Annotated in this window: 16 protein-coding genes and 1 riboswitch; of the genes, 9 read left to right on the top strand and 7 right to left on the bottom strand. The window is 73.3% G+C overall.

Annotated features, from left to right (window positions below; genetic code table 11):
• Positions 1 to 164: 164 nt before the first annotated feature.
• Positions 165 to 2591 (bottom strand): 5-methyltetrahydropteroyltriglutamate--homocysteine S-methyltransferase, encoded by a 2427-nt coding sequence (gene metE / locus LUU90_RS10825; protein WP_275003430.1) that lies wholly within the window; start codon positions 2589 to 2591, stop codon positions 165 to 167.
• Positions 2592 to 2599: 8 nt separating this feature from the next.
• Positions 2600 to 2702: riboswitch (SAM riboswitch) on the bottom strand.
• Positions 2703 to 2813: 111 nt separating this feature from the next.
• The gene (locus LUU90_RS10830; RefSeq protein WP_275003431.1) at positions 2814 to 4253 is read right to left on the bottom strand and encodes an MFS transporter; all 1440 of its coding nucleotides are present in this window, start codon (positions 4251 to 4253) and stop codon (positions 2814 to 2816) included.
• 102 nt (positions 4254 to 4355) lie between these two features.
• Here LUU90_RS10830 and LUU90_RS10835 point away from each other — a divergent pair, with 102 nt between their 5' ends.
• Complete coding sequence (locus LUU90_RS10835; RefSeq protein WP_275003432.1) at positions 4356 to 5294, top strand: helix-turn-helix transcriptional regulator; 939 nt, start codon at positions 4356 to 4358, stop codon at positions 5292 to 5294.
• A 70-nt stretch (positions 5295 to 5364) separates the two neighbouring features.
• Here LUU90_RS10835 and LUU90_RS10840 read toward each other — a convergent pair whose 3' ends face one another.
• Complete coding sequence (locus tag LUU90_RS10840) at positions 5365 to 5916, bottom strand: TetR/AcrR family transcriptional regulator (RefSeq protein ID WP_275003433.1); 552 nt, start codon at positions 5914 to 5916, stop codon at positions 5365 to 5367.
• 89 nt (positions 5917 to 6005) lie between these two features.
• Between LUU90_RS10840 and LUU90_RS10845 the strand changes: the two genes are divergently transcribed.
• Positions 6006 to 6797: an SDR family oxidoreductase gene (locus LUU90_RS10845; protein WP_275003434.1), complete on the top strand. Its 792-nt coding sequence runs from the start codon at positions 6006 to 6008 to the stop codon at positions 6795 to 6797.
• A 165-nt stretch (positions 6798 to 6962) separates the two neighbouring features.
• Here the strand turns inward: LUU90_RS10845 and LUU90_RS10850 are convergent, their stop codons facing one another.
• Both LUU90_RS10850 and LUU90_RS10855 read right to left on the bottom strand, forming a co-directional pair.
• Positions 6963 to 8126, bottom strand: coding sequence for a Cmx/CmrA family chloramphenicol efflux MFS transporter (locus LUU90_RS10850; protein WP_275003435.1), 1164 nt, complete (start codon positions 8124 to 8126; stop codon positions 6963 to 6965).
• A 279-nt stretch (positions 8127 to 8405) separates the two neighbouring features.
• A complete protein-coding gene (locus LUU90_RS10855; RefSeq protein ID WP_275003436.1) occupies positions 8406 to 8876 on the bottom strand; it encodes a GNAT family N-acetyltransferase in 471 nt (156 codons plus the stop codon).
• Positions 8877 to 9029: 153 nt separating this feature from the next.
• On the opposite strand from LUU90_RS10855, the gene LUU90_RS10860 reads away from it, so the two are divergent.
• From LUU90_RS10860 to LUU90_RS10870, 3 genes are read left to right on the top strand one after another with little or no spacing between them, the layout of a single operon-like run.
• Positions 9030 to 9875 carry an ABC transporter ATP-binding protein gene (locus tag LUU90_RS10860; protein WP_275003437.1) on the top strand — a complete coding sequence of 282 codons (846 nt, stop codon included), beginning with the start codon at positions 9030 to 9032 and terminating at the stop codon, positions 9873 to 9875.
• Positions 9872 to 10663: an ABC transporter permease gene (locus tag LUU90_RS10865; RefSeq protein WP_275003438.1), complete on the top strand. Its 792-nt coding sequence runs from the start codon at positions 9872 to 9874 to the stop codon at positions 10661 to 10663. The genes LUU90_RS10860 and LUU90_RS10865 overlap by 4 nt, the downstream gene beginning before the upstream one ends.
• A gap of 28 nt (positions 10664 to 10691) precedes the next feature.
• A complete protein-coding gene (locus LUU90_RS10870) occupies positions 10692 to 11492 on the top strand; it encodes a MerR family transcriptional regulator (RefSeq protein WP_275003439.1) in 801 nt (266 codons plus the stop codon).
• A gap of 18 nt (positions 11493 to 11510) precedes the next feature.
• On the opposite strand, the gene LUU90_RS10875 is transcribed toward LUU90_RS10870, so the two are convergent.
• On the bottom strand, positions 11511 to 12422 hold the full coding sequence (locus tag LUU90_RS10875) for a phosphotransferase family protein (RefSeq protein WP_275003440.1): 912 nt from the start codon (positions 12420 to 12422) through the stop codon (positions 11511 to 11513).
• A gap of 49 nt (positions 12423 to 12471) precedes the next feature.
• On the bottom strand, positions 12472 to 13416 hold the full coding sequence (locus LUU90_RS10880; RefSeq protein ID WP_275003441.1) for an AraC family transcriptional regulator: 945 nt from the start codon (positions 13414 to 13416) through the stop codon (positions 12472 to 12474).
• A 188-nt stretch (positions 13417 to 13604) separates the two neighbouring features.
• Here LUU90_RS10880 and LUU90_RS10885 point away from each other — a divergent pair, with 188 nt between their 5' ends.
• From LUU90_RS10885 to LUU90_RS10900, 4 genes are all read left to right on the top strand, one after another.
• On the top strand, positions 13605 to 14363 hold the full coding sequence (locus LUU90_RS10885; RefSeq protein ID WP_275003442.1) for an SDR family NAD(P)-dependent oxidoreductase: 759 nt from the start codon (positions 13605 to 13607) through the stop codon (positions 14361 to 14363).
• A gap of 159 nt (positions 14364 to 14522) precedes the next feature.
• Positions 14523 to 15356 carry an HAD family hydrolase gene (locus tag LUU90_RS10890; RefSeq protein WP_275003443.1) on the top strand — a complete coding sequence of 278 codons (834 nt, stop codon included), beginning with the start codon at positions 14523 to 14525 and terminating at the stop codon, positions 15354 to 15356.
• A gap of 124 nt (positions 15357 to 15480) precedes the next feature.
• The gene (locus tag LUU90_RS10895; protein WP_275003444.1) at positions 15481 to 17238 is read left to right on the top strand and encodes a serine/threonine-protein kinase; all 1758 of its coding nucleotides are present in this window, start codon (positions 15481 to 15483) and stop codon (positions 17236 to 17238) included.
• Positions 17239 to 17260: 22 nt separating this feature from the next.
• A complete protein-coding gene (locus LUU90_RS10900; protein WP_275003445.1) occupies positions 17261 to 18835 on the top strand; it encodes a serine/threonine-protein kinase in 1575 nt (524 codons plus the stop codon).
• The last annotated feature ends 7 nt before the right edge of the window (positions 18836 to 18842 follow it).

An 18842-nucleotide genomic window follows, 5' to 3' on the forward strand; every position in this document is an offset into this window, starting at 1 on the left:
TCCCACCCGCACCCTCTTCGAGGCCTAAGTTTCTCGCTTCTGAAACGCTTCAGAGCGGAGAAGCTTAGGCCTCGAAGTGCAGGGGTTCGGCGGCCCGCGCTGACCTCGACCGTCCCCGACGGCCCGCAGCGGGGTCAGAGGAAGCGGGGTCAGCGGCAGCGGGGTCAGAGGCTGGCGCGGACCTCGCGCGTCGCCGTCACCAGGTTGCGGAGCGACTCCGTGGTCTCGGCGTACCCGCGGGTCTTGAGCCCGCAGTCGGGGTTGACCCAGACCAGCCGCGGGTCGATCGCCTTGGCGGCGAGCGTCACGAGCTCGGTCACCTCTGCGACGGACGGCACGCGCGGGCTGTGGATGTCGTAGACGCCCGGCCCGATGCCGCGCCCGTACCCCGCGTCGGCCAGCTCGGGCACGATCTCCATGCGAGACCGCGCCGCCTCGACCGAGGTCACGTCGGCGTCGAGGCCGTCGATCGCGCCGATGACCTGCCCGAACTCCGAGTAGCACAGGTGCGTGTGCACCTGGGTGGCGGTACCTGCGCCGGCGGTGGACAGGCGGAACGAACGCACCGACCAGTCCAGGTAGTCGGCGTGCGCGGACCGGCGCAGGGGCAGCAGCTCACGCAGCGCGGGCTCGTCCACCTGCACGACGCCGATCCCCGCCTCCTCCAGGTCTGTCACCTCGTCGCGCAGCGCCAGCGCGACCTGGTCGGCGGTGTCGCCCAGCGGTAGGTCGTCGCGCACGAACGACCATGCCAGGATCGTCACGGGACCCGTGAGCATGCCCTTGACGGGCTTGCTGGTGAGCGACGCCGCGTACGCGGTCCAGTCCACGGTCAGCGGTGCGGGCCGCGACACGTCGCCCCACAGGATCGGCGGCCGCACGCAGCGCGAGCCGTACGACTGCACCCAGCCGTGCACCGTGGTCGCGAAGCCGTCGAGCTGCTCGGCGAAGTACTGCACCATGTCGTTGCGCTCGGGCTCGCCGTGCACCAGGACGTCGAGGCCCAGCTCCTCCTGGAGCGCGACCGTGCTGGCGATCTCCGCGCGCATGGCTGCGGTGTACTCGGCGTCGGACAGCTCCCCGCGGACCCAGGCGGCGCGCGTGCGGCGGATCTCCGCCGTCTGCGGGAACGAGCCGATCGTCGTGGTCGGCAGCGGCGGCAGGTCGAGCCGCGCCTGCTGGGCCGCGGCGCGCTCGGCGTACGGCGCGCGCTCGGCGTCGGCGGGGGTCAGGGCCGCGGTCCGGTCCCGGACCTCCGGCACGACGACGCCGGGCGCCTGGGACCGCGACCGCACCGCCGCGACGGACTGCGCCAGGGTGTCGGCGACCGCCGACCGGCCCTGGGTCAGGCCGGTCGCCAGCGTGACGACCTCGGCGACCTTCTGGTCGGCGAACGCGAGCCACGACTTCAGGTCCGCGTCGAGGCGGGGCTCGTCGCCGACGTCGTGCGGCACGTGCAGCAGCGACGTCGAGGTCCCGACGGCGACGGCGCCCGCGCCGAGGGCGGACAGGCTCTCCAGCGTGGTGAGCCGCACGTCGAGGTCCGCACCCCAGATGTTGTGCCCGTCGATGACGCCCGCGACCAGCGTCTTGGACGCCAGGCCGGGGACCGGGCCGTCGGGTACGGCGCCCTTGACGAGGTCGACCGCGATGGCCTCGACGTCGGTGCCGGCGAGCAGCGCGAGGCCGTCGCCGTCCGCGCTGCGCAGGTCGCCGTACGGCGCGGTGACCAGGATCGCGGGACGCTCCGCGGCGCCCGCGCCGCCCGCACCGTCCGAGCTGGACGCGGGGGAGAGGTCGGTCGCGAGCCGCGTGTAGGCCCGGCGGACGGCGTCGGCCACCTCGTCGAAGGGGACGTCCAGCAGGTCGGTCACCAGGGCGGGCTCGTCCAGCTGCACCCAGGGCGCGCCCGCGGCGGCGAGCGCACGCAGCAGCTCGGCGTAGGCGGCGACGACGTCGTCGAGCCGGTCCAGCGGGCGGAACCCGTCGGGGGCGGTCTCGGCCGGCTTGCTGAGCAGCAGGAACGTCACCGGGCCGACGAGGACCGGGCGGGTCACGACGGCCTGCCCGCCGTCGGCCGGGCGGGCGAGCTCGGTGAACTGGCGCACCGCTCGGTCGTCCACGAACCCGATCGGGGTGTCCGGCCCGATCTCCGGGACCAGGTAGTGGTAGTTGGTGTCGAACCACTTGGTCATCTCGAGCGGCGGCTTGTCACCCTCACCGCGGGCCAGCGTGAAGTAGCCCGCCAGGGAGAGCGCGCCCGCGCCGGTCGACCCGGTCGAACCCGTCGAGACCCCGGGCACCAGGTCCCGGAACCGCTCCGGCACCGCGCCCAGCAGGGCCACGGTGTCGAGCACCTGGTCGTAGAACGAGAACGAGCCGGGGACGGCGCCGCCGTCGGCGGCCAGGCCCAGGTCGGCGAGATGACGTGCGGTGGTCAGGCGTAGGTCTCGGGCGGTGGCCTCCAGCTCGTCGCCGGTGGTGCGCCCGGCCCAGAAGGCCTCGACGGCCCGCTTGAGCTCGCGGCGTCGGCCGATGCGCGGGTAGCCCAGGATCGTGGCGGGGGAAAGGTGCGTGTGCGTGACTGCCATGCGTATCAGCTCCATCGGACCTGGCGTTAGCACCTTGCCCGGCAGTGGCGATCCGGAGGCAGGTTGCTGCGGTGTCGTTGAGCCAGGACTCTCGACCGCTCTGGATGATTAGCCTGGATCGTAGGCATGCCCGCGATGTGGTCGAAAAACCGTCCACTACTTGGGACGATGGCTCGTGGAGCAGCAGTTGCCTCGCCGAAAAAGCGTGCCAATTGTGCGCACTCACGCATCGGTCGGCCGGCCGGACAACCGCAGGGCAGCCACGAGGACGAGGCCTGCGACCAGGGCCAGCCCGGCGTTGACGGTGATCGCCACGCTCAGGCCGAGCGGCGTCCCGCCGTCGTGAGCCACGGCCGTGACGACGGCGGACATCACCGGGGTCCCCAGCGCGATGCCGACCTGCTGGCTCATCGTGGTCAGGCCGGTCGCGAGACCCTGGTCGCGATCGGGGAGCCCGGCGGTCGCCGTCACCATGAACCCCACGATCGCGACGAGGTTCGCCACCCCGCCCACGAACGCCAGGGCCAGCAGGATCGCGAGCCACCCCGGGACCGCCGACAGGAACGCGAGCGGGACCGTGGCCGCGGCCTGCACCACCAGACCCAGCACCATCGCCCGTCGCCCGCCGAGGGCACCGATCACCCGGGGGCCCACCATCCCGCCCAGCACGGTTCCGGCTCCGAGCACCGCGAAGACGAACCCGGTATGCAACGGGCCGAACCCCCGGACCTCCTGGAGGTAGAGCGTGAGCAGGAAGACGAGGGACGTCTCCGTCGCGAATGCCACGAGCCCCGCGGCGTTGCCCCAGCCCACGTTCCGGCGTGCCAGGATGCCCAGCGGGACCAGCGGGTGTGCGACCCGGCGCTCGATCGCGACGAACACTGCGACCAGCGCCGCCGCGAGCGACAGGGCGCCCCAGCTGCCGGGTGCTGACCACGAGTGCTCCGCGGCCTGCGTCAGCCCGTAGACACCTGCCGCGAGCGCGAGCGTGACGGTGACCGCCCCGGGTGCGTCGAGCGGGGCCCGCCGGGGTTCCCGCGTCTCGCGCAGCACGAGCGGCCCCACGACGAGTACCGCTAGCGCGACGGCCACGTTCACGAAGAACGCCCACCGCCAGCTGACCAGGCCCGCGAACAGCCCGCCCAGGACGGCGCCCGACGTGAATCCCGCCGCCATCAGCGCACCGTTGAGGCCCAGCGCCCGGTCCCGCAGCGGACCCTCCGCGAACGAGGTGGTGATCAGGGACAGTGCCGCCGGGGTGACGGCGGCGGTGGCGACCCCTTGCGCGACACGGGCGGCGAGCAGCAGCCACGGCACGTCCGCGAGTCCGCCCACCAGCGACGCCACGCCCAGCAGCGCGATGCCCGCGAGGAACTGCCGGCGCCGGCCGAACAGGTCGGCCGTGCGGCCGAAGAACAGCGTGAGTCCCGCGGCGCAGACGGCGAACGAGGTGGCGATCCACTGCAGGTCGGGCAGTGCGAAGCCGACGTCGGCCCCGATCTGAGGGAGTGCGACGTTCAGGATCGAGAAGTCCACGGCCAGGGTGAAGCTGGCCGTGAGCAGGACCGCGAGGGCGAGGCGTTCGCGGCGGGGTGCGCCAGGTCGTGTCGTGGCGGTGGCGGGCTGGTGTGCCGGTGCCGGACCGGCCGGAGAGGTGCTCATGCCGACGACGATCGCCGCGCCCGGGCGACGCAACCATTCCCCGGCGCTGCGTACCCCTGGCAGGGGCACCCTGCCGGCCGCGGGACGAGCGACACTGGGACCATGCCGAGCCGAGCGGAACGACACGTGGGACGGCCGACGGAGCGACCGGCGCCGCCCGCAGGGCAGCGGTCGGGCGCCCGGCAGGCTGCCAGCCCGGGAACCAATGAGCTCGGCGACTTCCTGCGGACACGGCGGGACGCGGTCACCCCGGCCGACGTCGGCCTGACCGCCTGGGGCGACCGCCGGGTGCCGGGCCTGCGCCGGGAAGAGCTGGCGCAGCTGGCCGGCATCTCCGTCAACTACTACACGCGCCTGGAGCAGGGGCAGTCGGTGAACGCGGGGGACTCGATCGTCGAGTCGCTCGCCCGTGCGCTCCGCCTCGACGACGACGAGCAGGCGCACCTGTTCGCGCTCGCTCGTCCCGCCCCTGCCCGACGCCGCCGTGCCGCACCGGCCGAGCGTCCCAGCACGGGAGCGGTGCGTCTGCTCGACTCCATGCCCGACGTGCCGGCTCTGCTGCTCGGCCGGCGCAACGACATCCTCGCCTGGAACCCGCTGGGGCACGCCCTGCTCGCGTCGCACCTCGACGTGGCAGCGCCGTCGGCCCCCGCCGGTCGTCCCAACCAGATGCGGCTGCTGTTCCTGGACCCGCACACGCGGGAGCTCTACCGACGTTGGGACGACGAGGCGGCGCTCGCCGTCGCCTCGCTCCGGTACACCGCCGTGCAGCATCATGACGACCGGGCGCTCGCCGAGCTGATCGGCGAGCTGAGCATGCACAGCCCCGAGTTCGCGCGGCTGTGGGCGCGGCACGACGTGCGCCAGTGCTCGAGCGGCACCAAGCACCTGCACCACCCGGTGGTCGGTGACCTCCAGCTGGACTTCGAGGCGCTGCACCTGCCCGACACCCACGGGCAGCGGCTCCTGACACACACCGCCGCGCGCGGGTCGGGCTCGGAGTCGGCGCTGAGACTGCTGGCCAGAGGGCTGGCGGTCTGAACCTCGCGGGCTGTGCCCGCGCGTCGCGCAACCGGGATGGCACCCTGTGCGGTCGGAAAGCGGGCGTGGGTCAGCGGTGGCGCAGGCCGTCGAGGATGACGCGCAGCAGCCGGTGCGCGCGCCGGTCCCACTCGTCCTCGTCGAGCCGGGAGAGGTAGCCGATCAGGATGATCACGTCGCCGGCGTCCACGTCGTCGCGCACCTGTCCGGCGGTCTTGCCCGCGTGGAGCAGTACCGTGAGGGCGTCGCCGATCGGGCCCAGGCTGTGCGTCGTGAGGTCCCGCGACACCGACGCCTCGACGGCGGCCAGCACGCCCCGCTTCACGCGGGCGTACTCGGCCACCCGGTCGAACCAGCGTGCGAGGGCGTCCACGGGCTCGGCGCCCTCCAGCAGCCGGGGTGCGAGCTCGACGAGCTCGTCGACCTCCTGCCGGTAGACCTCGACGAGCAGCGCCTCGCGCGTGGGAAAGTGCCGGTAGAGCGTGCCCTGCCCCACGCCGGCCTCCCTGGCTATCGCGTTCAGCCGGAGCTCCGTCGTGTTCGACGACGCGATCTCCTGGCGGGCCGCCTCGACGATCCGGGCGCGGTTCTCCAGCGCGTCCTTGCGGGCGTTCCTGACCATGTGCTCCCCAGCTGCTCGACAAACGGACACGTGTCCGGTAACTTCGAAGAAGCGGACACGTGTCCACTATATCGTCGAGGAGCAGACACATGACGGAGCGCACAGCAGGGAGCGGGACCGGGATCCGGCCAGGGATCGGGGGAGGGATCCAGGGCAAGGTCGTCGCCGTCACGGGCGCCAGCAGCGGCATCGGCGAGGCCACCGCCGTCCTGCTCGCGGAGCGGGGGGCACGCGTCGTCCTGGGCGCGCGGCGGACCGACCGGCTGGACGACGTGGTGCGCAGGATCCGGAAGGACGGCGGCGCGGCCGTGGCCCAGGCGGTCGACGTGACACGACGCGAGGATCTGGACGCACTGGTCCGGAGTGCCGTCGACGAGTTCGGCCGGCTCGACGTGCTGGTCGGCAACGCCGGCATCAGCAGGCTCAGCCCGATCGCGGACCTCGACGTCGACGGCTGGCAGGCCATGATCGACGTCAACCTGAACGGCGTCCTGAACGGGATAGCGGCCGCGCTGCCCGTGTTCCGCCGACAGGGCGAGGGGCACCTGGTGACCACCGTCTCGACGTCGGGCCTGAAGATCGTGCCCACCCAGGCCCTCTATGCGGCCACCAAGAACGCGGTACGCACCCTGCTGGAAGGGCTGCGCCAGGAGTCGACGGACGGCGTGCTGCGCACCACCGCGGTCTCGCCCGGCTACGTGCGCACCGAGCTGGTCGACTCGATGGACATGCCCCCGGAGGTCAGGGAGGAGGTGCGGCGGAACATGGCCGACCTGGGCATCGCGCCGGACGCCGTGGCGCGGGCCGTCGCGTTCGCCGTCGAGCAGCCGCGGGACGTCGAGATCGGCGAGATCGTGGTGCGCCCCACCCGGCAGGGCTGACCCGCTCGGCACCCGACGGGCACCGTTGGCCACCCCCGATGGGGCGGCGGGCGACCATGCACCTGCTGCCAGGAGGGGTTTCGTCCTGGCAGCAGGTGCATGGTCAGAAAAGTCTGCCAAGCGCGGGGGTCTCGGTCAGCCCAGGTTCGGTAAGCCCAGCTTTGGTCAGCCCAGGGGAGCGGCCGCCCGACGTCGGCCCGCCGCGCACCAGAGCACGACGGCGGCAGCGGCCAGCGCGGCGCTGACCAGCACCGGTCCCGTGAGCCCGAGCGGCCCGATCGCCAGGCCGCCGAGCACCGGCCCGACCAGGGCGCCCAGGTTCAGGGCGACCGTCGAGTAGGCGCCGCCCATCGTCGGCGCGCCGTGGGCGGCTGCCATGCTTCGGGCGATGAGCGTGCCACCGACGGCGAACGACAGCGCGCCCTGCACGGGCGCGAGCGCCCACACCGCGGGCGCGTTCGACGCGAGCACCGCCCACAGCGCCCATCCGGCCACGAGGGCGGGCATGCCGAGGCCGAGCACGAGGCGCGTGTGCGCGCCGGCGAGGCGGCCCGCCGCCGAGACGCCGGCGAAGGCGCCCAGCCCGAACAGTGCCAGGACCACCGGCACCAGCGCGGTGCCGAGCCCGGCGGCGTCCGTCACGAGCGGCGCCAGGAAGGTGAACGCGCAGAACGTCGCACCGTTCACGAGCACGCCCAGCGCGAGGTGACACAGCAGGTCGGGCGAGCGGAGGGCGCCGAGCTCGGCGCGCAGGTCCACCCGTGCGTGCGGCTCCTGCGGGCCGAGCCTGCTCGGCGTCAGGGTGGCGACGGCGACCAGCGCGAGCGCCGACACCCCGGCGATCGCCCACAGCGCCGAGCGCCAGCCCCAGAGCTCGCCGAGGAACGCGCCGGCGGGCACACCGGCGATCAGGGCGAGCGTCGTGCCGCTGAGGATCGCGGCGAGCGCCCGGGCCTGCCTGCCCGGCGGGACGAACCTCGTCACGGTGGTGAGAGCGACGGCGAGGAAGCCGGCGTTGGCCACGGCGGCCACGAACCGGGTACCGAGCAGGACGGCGAACTGGTCGGTGAGCGCACCGGCCATGTGTGCGCCCACGAAGACGAGGAGGCAGACGGACAGGGTCCAGCGGGGTGGCAGGCGGCGGCCGAGCGCGGCCGTCAGCGGTGCGCCCACCACCATGCCGACGGCAAAGCCCGAGGTCAGGTAGCCCGCCTGGGCTATCGAGATGTCGAGGTCGGTGGAGATGCCGGGCACGAGCCCGGCGAGGACGAATTCAGACGTGCCTTGCGCGAAGACCGCGACGGCGAGCACGTAGAGCAGGACAGGCATGAGCGCCTCCGACGAGAAGGGGGAACGGGTAGGCCTGAGCGGCACTACGGGGGCCCTTCGGATGCGCGGACGACGTCCCGCTCGCCGGACGTCACGGCGGAACGGGTGGACGAGGCGGAGCCTCGACGGTCTCTACAGGGGCATCTCGGGCTACCGGAGTACCGGCAGCCCGAACCTGGATGCTTCTGGAGACCTCATGGGCCGAGACTATACGGGCGGCTCGGGCGGCGGTACCAGGCGGCGGCACGGGGCGCCAGACGCCGGGGCCGGGCGCCGGGACTAGACGACGACGTTGTCGCGCACCGGCAGCGGCCGGTGCCAGGCGACCTCGTGGTCGAGCTGGCCGGTCGATCGGAACAGCCGCACCTGGTGGGCGTCGGGCAGCGCCGCGGCGAGGTCGCTCGTCGTCGTCGCCGCGAAGCCGAGCTTCTGCCAGAAACCGCCGGAGCGGCGGGAGAACAGCCAGGCCTGGCGCGCGCCGGCGTCGGCGGCCCGGTCCAGGGCGAAGCGTGCCAGGCGCAGCCCGTCCCCGGCGCCCCGCAGGTCCGGCCGGACGGCGACGCTGCGCACCAGCGCGTGCTCGCCGGCCGCCCCCAGCTCGAACCCGGTGGTGGCGCGCACGGCGCCTGCCTCGTCGCGCTCGAGCCACAGGTGGACGGCAGGCTCCGCGAGGGCGGCGACCGTCAGGTCGGCGGAACGGAGGAACGCGGCAAGGTCGTCGAGGTCGGCGGAGGTGGCGGGGCGGAGCACGCCGGGATCCTACTCGGCCCGTGGCCCGAGCCGGTCCGAGGTTCCGGGGCCGACCGCCTCGGGCCGACCGCCTCAGGCCGCCCGCGTCAGCCGGCGCCGTCGGTGGGGGACGGACTTGACCTTGCCCCTGCGGCAACCTTGCACGCTGCGGTCATGACCACAGCGCACACACCCGGAGCAGCCGCTCCCGGCAGGCTCACCGCTCCGGCGATCGAGGTCACCGGGCTGCACAAGTCCTTCGGCGCCCACCACGTCCTCGACGGTGTCGACCTCGCCGTCCCCGCGGGCACCGTCTACGCGCTCCTCGGGCCGAACGGCGCGGGCAAGACCACCATGGTCAACATCCTCTCGACGCTCCTGACCGCCGACGCCGGAGAACTGCGCGTGGCCGGCCACGACCTGCGCCGCGAGTCCTCCCGGGTCCGGGCCGCGATCGGTGTGACCGGCCAGTTCTCGGCGATCGACATGTTCCTGACCGGACGGGAGAACCTCCGGCTCATGGCCGACCTGACCCATCTCGACCGGGCCACGGCTGCCCGTGACGTGACGGCGCTGCTCGACCGGTTCGACCTGGCCGACGCCGCCGACCGCCGCACCCTGACGTGGTCCGGCGGCATGCAGCGCCGTCTGGACCTGGCGATGACCCTCATCACCCGACCCCGGCTGATCTTCCTCGACGAGCCGACGACCGGGCTCGACCCACGCAGCCGGCGGGAGGTGTGGCGGGTGGTCCGCGAGCAGGTGGCTGACGGCGTCACCGTGCTCCTCACCACCCAGTACCTCGAGGAGGCCGACGCCCTGGCCGACCGGGTCGGCGTGCTCGACGCCGGGAGGCTCGTCGCGGAGGGCACTCCCGCAGAGCTCAAGGCGCAGGTGCCCGGCGAGAGCACCAACCTCGACGACGTGTTCCTGGCGCTCACCGGCCACACCGTGGCCGCCACCGACCCCGCCGCAGCCGACCCCAGCACCGACACGACCCAGGAGATGACCGCACGATGAGCGCCCCCTATGTAGTCCGCGACTCGATGACCATGCTTCGCCGCAACCTGCGGCACCTCAGCCGCTACCCGTCGATGGCACTCATGCTGATCGCCATCCCGGTCGTCTTCCTGCTGATGTTCGTCTACGTGCTCGGTGGCACGCTCGGCGCGGGGCTCCCCGTCGCAGGCGGGGGCACACGGGCGGACTACCTGACCTACATCGTGCCCGGCATCTGGGTCATGACGATCGCCAGCGTGGCGAACGGCACCGCCGTCTCGGTCGCCATCGACCAGACCGGCGGAATGTTCGCCCGGTTCCGCACCATGGACATCGCCCGGGTCTCGGTGCTGACCGGGCACGTGCTCGGCGCCGTGACCCGCACGGTGCTGGGCCTGTCGGTGATGATCCTCTTCGCGGTGGCCCTCGGCTTCCGGTCCGACGCCGGGCCTGCCGGCTGGCTCGGCGCCGCGGGCCTGGTGCTGCTCCTCGCGTTCTCGTTCACCTGGCTGACGGTCGCGATGGGCCTGGCGGCGGGCAGCGTCGAGACGGCGAGCAACACCCCGCTCGTGCTGATGGTGCTGCCGTTCGTGAGCAGCGGCTTCGTGCCGACGGAGCAGATGCCCGCGGGGCTGCGGCACTTCGCGGAGCACCAGCCGTTCACGCCGATCATCGAGACGCTCCGGGCACTCACGGCCGGCACACCGGTCGGGTCGGACGGATGGCTCGCGGTCGGGTGGTGCGTGGCGATCGGCCTGGCCGGGTACCTGTGGGCGCGACGTCAGCTCGGGAAGGTCCCGGTGCGGTAGACCGAGGACGAGAGGGGAAACTGGGCCCATGCTGACGATCAGCCAGCTCGCGTCCTACGCGGGAGTGACGACGCGCGCCGTGCGGCACTACCACGCCAAGGGCCTGCTGCCGGAGCCCGAGCGGGACCATTCGGGCTACCGGCGGTACGACGCCCAGGCCGCCGTCGACCTGATCCGGATCAAGATCCTGGCGGAGGCCGGCGTGCCGCTGGCCCGGGTCCAGGAACTGCTGGGCGCCGGCCAGGAGGAGTTCGCGGCCGCCGTCGCCGAGATCGACGCGCGGCTCCGCGCGGAGATCGAGGACCGGGAACGGCACCGGCAACGGATCGCGCGGCTCGCCGCCGGTGACAGCCTCGCCCTGCCGCCGGAGGGCGCCGCCTACCTCGACCGGTGGCGTGCGCTCGGCATCTCCGAGCGGATCGTCCAGATCGAGCGGGACAGCTGGATCCTCAGCCTTGCCGTGCTGTCGCCGGAGCAGGTGGCGTGGGCGATGACGGCCAAGAGCCGGCTGCTCGACGATCCGGAGTTCGTCGGCGTCCTGAGAGCGATCGGCGAGGCGGTCGACCGCGAGTGGGCGGCCGACGACCCGCGCCTGCCCGGCCTTGCGGACCAGATCGCCACCCTGCTCGACCACCACGCCGACTGGACCGGCGGCTCCGCGGACGGGATGGAGGCAGGGCTGGTCGAGCTGTTCGACTCGATCGCCCTCGACGCCGTGCCCGGAGGACGTCGACTGGAGGCGCTGCTGGAGGAACGCGGCTGGTCGGGCTGGACCCGGCAGGAACGGGTCGGCCGGAGGGCGCCGCGCGGTACGACGTCTCGCGGCTGAGCGGCGCACCCGGCGTGCTCAGCCCGGTCCGGCTCCGATCCCGGCGCCACCGAGGCGGTCGGCCAGGGCTCGTGCGCGCCGCCGCACCCGGGCTGCTCCCGCCGAGTCGTTGTAGGCGGCAAACGGTGGCCACTCGAAGACGTAGACGGCCAGCTCCTCCACCAGGATCGCCATCTGGAGCGCGGCGGGGTCATGGTCGGCCGCCCGGTGGGCGAGGTAGTGACGGACCAGCTCCGGCGGGATCCGGACACCGCCGGGCGTGGCCCGGACGCTGAGGAAGGCGAGATCCGCGGAAGCCCTGCCGAGTCCCGCGGACTGCCAGTCGCAGAAGGCCGGCCCGCGGTCGGCGTGCACGACGTTGCCCGTGTGGCAGTCGCCGTGCACGAAGACCTCCGGCTGCTCGCCGAGCCGGGCGAGGATCTCGTCCCAGTTCGCCAGCAACGACTCGAGGGCCGGCAGGGTCGACGTCCAGAAGGCCCGGATCTGGTCGAGGTCCGGTGCGCGGAGGGCAGCGGCCAGCGGATCCGGCCGGGCCCACGCGCCGGTCGGCACCGGTGTGGCGTGGATCCTCGCGAGATCGCGGCCGAGCCGGGACCAGTCCTGGCCGGTCCAGGCGGATGGCGGGCGCTCCGTCCCGGCGTCGGACAGCAGGAGGGCGATGCCTTCCCGCGAGGACAGGGAGCCGAGCAGCGCAGGGGTCGCCACCGGAACGGTGGGCGCGACCTGGCGGTAGAACCGCAGCTCGCGCTCCGCGTCGGCGACCGCCTTCTCGCCCAGCGTGGCCGGGGTGACCTTGAGGTATCCGAGCTCCCCGGCGGGGGTGCGCACCCGGTGGATCCCCGCGCCGGACCTCGCCTCGGCGGACGGGGCGTCCCCGGTGCGGACGAGCTCGAGCGCGGTCAGTGCCGCGGTGAGCAGACCAGTGGCCATCGGGAGCTCCATACCGCGAGGACACTACCGGCCGCGGGGTCGCCAGGCCTCAGCCGGCCGCGGCCTCTTCGGCGAGCCTTGTCCGGTCTCGTCCGGGCGGCGCCCCGAAGAGGCGGCGGTACTCCCGGTTGAACTGCGCGGCGCTCTCGTAGCCCACGGCGAACGCGGTCTGCGTGACGCTCGAGCTCTGCGCCGAGAGGATCTGTCGCGCGGTCACCAGCCGCAGCTGTTTCTGGAACTGGAGCGGACTCGATCCGGTCACGGCGCGGAACGTCCGATGAAAGGCGGAGACGCTCAGGCCCGAACGCCGGGCAAGGTCCTCGACGCGGAAGGGCTCGGCGGCGTGCTGCCGCATCCACTGCACCACCTGGCCCACGCGGGTGAGCTTGCTGTCGGCCAGGCCGAGCTGGCGAACCATGTGGCCCTGCGGTCCCGTGATCAGCAGCCAGAGAATCTCCCGCTGCACCATCGGGCCGAGCACGGGCAGGTCCCGCGGTCGGTCCAGCAGGCGGATCAGGCGCCCGACGGCGTCGATCAGCTCGGCGGGCGCCGGGCAGGTCGCGAGCGCCCGCGTGGCGGAGCCGGTCGGCGCGGGGCGTGAGGTCGGGGCAGGGGCCGGTGCGGGGTCGTGCCGAGACCGGTTCCGGCCGCCGGGTGGTCCGTCCGTGGACAGCAGCAGCTCGGCGATGGCTGCCGCGGTGAGGGTCAGACCGAAGCCCAGGGCGGGGACCTCCGGGCTCGCCTCGGTGAACCGTCCGATGACGGGCAGGTCGATCGAGGTGACCAGGTAGTCCCCGGGCCCGTACGAGAGAGTCTCGTCGCCCAGGCGGAGCTCCTTCGCCCCCTGGGCGATGAGCGCGAACGTGGTGCCCGTGGTGGATGCCTCGGGTGTGCCGGGCCGGGTCTGCCGGGAGAGGAACACCCCAGGCAAGGGTTCGCTCGTACCGGTGGGGGCGGCGGCGTCGATGAGGGTACGCAGCTCGTCGAGGTGCACGACGTCCACCTTCCTCTCTCGTCGGTCCGGATCGCCGTCCGAGCAGGATCAGGCAAGAACGCGGGAGGAACGCTATCACCATCGTGCCCCTCCATCGCCTTGACTTGTCCATGAGGCGGGCGGTACCCCGCTCGCCTCGGGGTCATCGGACACAAGCATTATTCGACAACAAGAACACGAGGCACAACATGTCGATCACCATCGTCGTCGGGGCCAGCTCCGGCATCGGGCAGGCAGCCGCTGTTCGTGCGGCGGAGGGCGGGTCGGGCGTCATCGTCACCTACAACTCGAACAAGGACGGCGCGGCCGAGACCGTCTCCCGGATCCAGGATCTGGGGGGTACGGCGGTCGCCCTTCCGCTCGACGTCGGCGACAGCGCGACCTTCCCCGCGTTCCGCGCCGCCGTCGAGCAGGCGCTGGCCGAGACCTGGGGGGAGCGGAAGGTCACCGGCCTGGTCAACAACGCCGGGTTCGGCGGCGGCACCATGTTCGCGGACACCACGGAGGAGGAGCTCGACCGCTTCTACCGCGTGATCTTCAAGGGGCCGTACCTGGTGACCCAGGCGTTGCTCCCGCTGCTCGACGACGGCGCGGCGATCGTCAACACGTCGAGCAACTCAGCGCTGCCGTCCGGGCTGTCGGAGGGGTACTCGGCGTACGGTTCGCTGAAGGGTGCCGTCATCGTGCTGACCCGCTACCTCGCCAAGGAGCTGGGCGGTCGCGGTATCCGGGTGAACTCGGTGTCCCCGGGCCCGACCCGCACGCCGTTCGCCGGGGGTGCGTTCGAGGAGTTCCCCGAGATGACCGCGCAGATGGTCGGACGCACCGCGCTGGGACGGTTGGGCGAGCCCGACGACGTCGGCTCGGTGATCGCCTTCCTCCTGTCCGACGGCGGGCGCTGGATCACGGCACAGGACATCGAGGTCTCGGGCGGCTTCAACCTGTAGCCCGCTGGACGGCCCCTGCTGCCCCTGCGGCCCCTGCGGCGGCAGGCAGGCAGGGGCTGCGCGTGGGGAGGGTTGATGGCTCGACCCGGTGAGACGTTGGTTCCAAAATGTCCCAGTATGGGCGATGATGTTCCCGCCACCTATCACCAGGGGAATATCGTGACCGCGACCACCTCCGGGGCCGCAGCTCTCCCGGACGTGCCCACGTCCACACCCGCTCTCGTCGCCTGCGACGTCGAGGGGACGCTCGTGCGCGCCGGTCGCAGACCGACGCCGGTCGTGCTCGACGCGATAGCGGCCGTCCGGGCCGCCGGGCACCACCTGGTGGTCACCACGGGCGGGTCGCTGTCCGGGGCCGTGCAGGTGGCCCGGCAGCTCGGCATCCATGACGGCTGGGTGGTCGCGGCGAACGGCGCGGTGACCGCGCGGGTGCGGGCGGACGGGTACTCGATCGTCGACGTGGTGCCCCTGGACGCGGAGCCCGTCTGCCGGCTTGTCGCCCGGACGCGCCCGGACCTGGGGCTCGCTGCCGAGGTGGTCGGCACCGGGTACCGCGTCACCAGGCGGTTCCCCGAGCGACAGCTCGCCGGGCACCAGGAGGTGCTCCATGCGCTGGAGGGCGTCTGGGCGCGACCGACGCCGCGCGTGGTGGTGTACGGGCAGTGGGCCCTGCGCCTCGCCCCGGCGCTGCGCGCCTCGGGCGTCACCGCGATCCCCGACCGCGTGGACTGGGTGGACGTCACCGCCCCCGGGATCACCAAGGCGACGGCGCTCGAGAACATCCGCGCCGAACTGGGGGTCGCGCCCACCCGCACGGTCGCCGTCGGTGATGGCGAAAACGATCTCGAAATGCTTCGGTGGGCGGCGGTGTCCATCGCCATGGGGCACGCACCGGAAGTGGTCCGCGCCGTCGCGGGGCGGGTCACGGCGACGGTCGACGAGGACGGCGCCGCGACGGCGCTCTTCGACGCCCTCCGGCTCCCGACTTCCTGACCTGCCTGGACGGCCCGTGGTCGTACCACCACACCGATTGAACGGTTGAGTTAGACCCTCTACCATCGGCGCACAGGACCCGGCGACGACGCCGGACGAGGCGTTCGGTGAGGGGGTCGGGACGGTGCCGACAGAGGCGATCAGCGAGACGGACCCGGGCCAGGTCGGTCCGTACCGGATCGAGGCGAGGCTCGGCGGCGGGGGTATGGGCACGGTCTACCTCGGGCGCGCGGTCAGCGGCAGGCCGGTCGCGGTCAAGGTGGTGCGGCCCGACCTCGCGGACGACACCGAGTTCCGCGCGCGCTTCCGGCGCGAGGTCGCCGCGGCGCGCCGGGTCGGCGGCTTCTGGGCGGCCCAGGTGGTCGACGCCGACGCCGAGGCCGAGCGACCGTGGATGGCCACCGCCTACGTGGCCGGCCCCTCCCTGCAGGAGGCCGTGGGACAGGAGGGCGCGCTCCCGGCATCCGTGGTCCGAAGGCTGGGCGCGACCCTCGCCGAGGGGCTCGCCGCGATCCACGTGCAGGACCTGGTGCACCGCGACCTGAAGCCGTCCAACATCCTCCTGGCCGACGACGGGCCCCGCGTGGTCGACTTCGGCATCGCGCTCGAGCGGGACGCGACGTCGCTGACCCGCGGCGGGGCGATCGGCACGGCGCCCTACATGTCTCCCGAGCAGGTGCGTGGCCAGGACGTCACCGCCGCCTCCGACGTCTTCTCACTCGGGTCGGTGCTGGTCTTCGCGTGCACGGGCCGGAGCCCGTTCGGCAGCGGCGCGCCCGAGGTGGTCGCGCGGCGGGTCGTCGAGGACGAGCCGGACCTGCAGGGTGTCCCGGCGGGCCTCCTGGAGCTCGTCAGGTCCTGCCTCGCCAAGGAGCCGGGGGAGCGCCCTGCGCCGTCGGACGTGGTGGACCGGCTCGCCGCCACCACCAGGGGCGGCTGGGAGCTGCCCGTCGGGGTCGTGGCGATGATCGCGGACCGCAGCGCCGAGGTGGGCGGGTCCGAGGCCGGCGTCGTCCCGGTATCCCGGCACGACCCGGACGCCACCGAGCGGGTCACGGACCCGGGTACGAGGAAGGTGGCCGGTGGCGTGCCCGGCTACCCGGCCGGCAGCTCAGCCGGCGATCCTGCGCGTGACGAGCCCTCGCCCGTCTGGTGGCGGTCCCGGCGGACCCGCTGGCTCGGTGTCGGCGTCGCCGGGGTGGCGGCCGGGGTCGTCGCCGCCTTGGCGGTGGCGGGTGTCCTCTCGCCGGAGGAGGGCGCCGAGGCGGCGGGCGCGAGCCCTGGGCCGACGGCCGGCTCGGGCGCCGAGAACATGTTTGCGGTGCCGGACGAGACGCACGAGGTCACGCTGGAGGTCACCGCCACCGGTAAGGACGCCGGCTCGACCGCCGTCGGCGTGCGGTACGACGGGAGCCTGGGGCCGCTCGGCGTCGGCGACTCGTTCCGCAGCCAGGAGGACCGGCTCGAGATGGACCCCGCGAAGATGTACACGGAGATCGACCTGCCGTGGACCACGACGATCACGGCTCAGGGCACCGTGGAGGGGGCGGACATCAGCCTGTCGGCCGAGGCCGGCTGGCGCGACCGGACCGCGATGATCGTCGGCGACGTCGACATCGCGGTCTCGTGCCGGATCCTGATCGACGGCAAGGTCGTCGTCGAGGAAGCCGGCCAGGTCAACGTCGGCTGCATGCTGCTGCCCGAGGAGCTCCAGAAGCAGATGGACGAGATGCGGAGGAAGAGCGAGGAGGCGGCCGCCAAGAGCCAGGAGGAGTGGCAGAAGGACTGGGAGGAGCAGGTGGGCGAACCTGGCTCGCCCGAGTACGAGGAGTGGCTGCAGAACATGCTGGACAAGGCCGCGCCGGACGGCGGCGACAGCTGATGCGCCGCCCTGGAGCGCGCCTGTGATCGAGCCGCTGCGGACCGGCGACCCCGCCGAGTCCGGCCCCTACCGGCTGCTGGGACGGCTGGCCGCCGGCGGCATGGGCCAGGTGTTCGTCGGACGGTCCCGCGGCGGACGTGTCGTGGCGGTCAAGGTGATCCACCCCGGCCTGGCCGGCGGCCACGAGTTCCGGGTCCGGTTCGCCCGGGAGGTGGAAGCAGCCCGCCGGGTGGGCGGCTATCACACGGCCGAGGTCGTCGACGCCGACGCCTACGCCGGCGCGCCATGGATGGCCACGGCGTACGTGCCCGGCCCGTCGTTGCACGAGGCCGTCTCGCGCAACGGGGTGCTGGGGGCGGAGGCGGTCCGGGCGCTCGGCGCGGGGCTCGTCGGCGGCCTGGAGGCGATCCATACCGCCGGCCTGGTGCACCGCGACCTCAAGCCGGCGAACGTGCTGCTGACCGTCGACGGTCCGCGCGTCATCGACTTCGGTATCGCGCGCGCGATGGACGCGACGTCGGTCACGACGTCGGGCGACAGGCTCGGGACCGCCGCCTACATGTCACCGGAGCAGGTGCGTGGCGAGGAGGCCGGGCCGCCGTCGGACGTTTTCGCCCTGGGCTGCGTCCTGTACTTCGCAGCCACCGGGCGCTCGCCGTTCGGCAGCGGGCCGACCGAGGCGATCGTCTACCGCGTCGTGCACGGGGAGGTGGACCTGGCCGACGTGCCGGAGGAGCTGCGCGGTCCGGTCGGCGACTGTCTCGACAAGGAGGCCGCCGCGCGGCCCACGCTGGCGCACGTGCTCGACGAGCTGCGTCCAGGGCCGGGCGAGGTGGCGCGCTGGCGGCTGCCCGACGGCGTCGGCCGCATGATCGCGGAGCGCGCGGAGGAGCTCAGGGACCTCCAGGCGCGGGAACTCCCCGCGGTGACGGAGATCGTTCGGCCCGATCCTGACGGTGCTGGTCCTGACGGTGCTGGTCCTGACGGTGCTGGTCCTGACGGTGCTGGTCCTGACGGCGCTGGTCCTGGCGGCGCCAGGAACGCGGAGATCGGGTGGGACCCCGGCGTGAAGCGCCAGCCCGCGCGCGCGTGGCGTCGTCGTCCACTGGTGTGGTGGGCCGTGGGCGTCGGCGTGGCCGTCGTGACCGTGGCGACCGTCTGGCTGGTGCGGGTGCTGGGAGCCGAGCAGGAACCCGTCGACGCCGTCGCCAGCGGCGCGTACAGCCTGGCCGGCGAGCCGCTGGGGGACGCCCCGGTGGACGCGCCGCACACCGTGCGGGTCGAGATCGTGACGCCGGAGGAGGGCGAGGTGGTGACCGTCGACTACCGCGGCCAGGCGAGGACCACCACCGACGGCGGTACCCAGGAGGGGCAGGTCGGCAACGGTGACGGGTTCACCGTGCGCACGCCGTGGACCGGCACCATCCCCGTCGAGGCAGAGCTGCTCTCCCTGGCCGTGACGGCGCAGGGCTCCGTGGAGAACATCACCTGCCGGATCTCCCTCGATGGCGAGCTCGCCGCGGAGGGGACCGACTCCTACACCTCGACGTGCGCGGTGCCGGTCGACATGGCGACGGCCCTGGACGGGCTGTTCTGAGCGATGG

The organism is Promicromonospora iranensis (assembly GCF_028994775.1).
GTDB classification, from domain to species: Bacteria; Actinomycetota; Actinomycetes; order Actinomycetales; family Cellulomonadaceae; genus Promicromonospora; species Promicromonospora iranensis_A.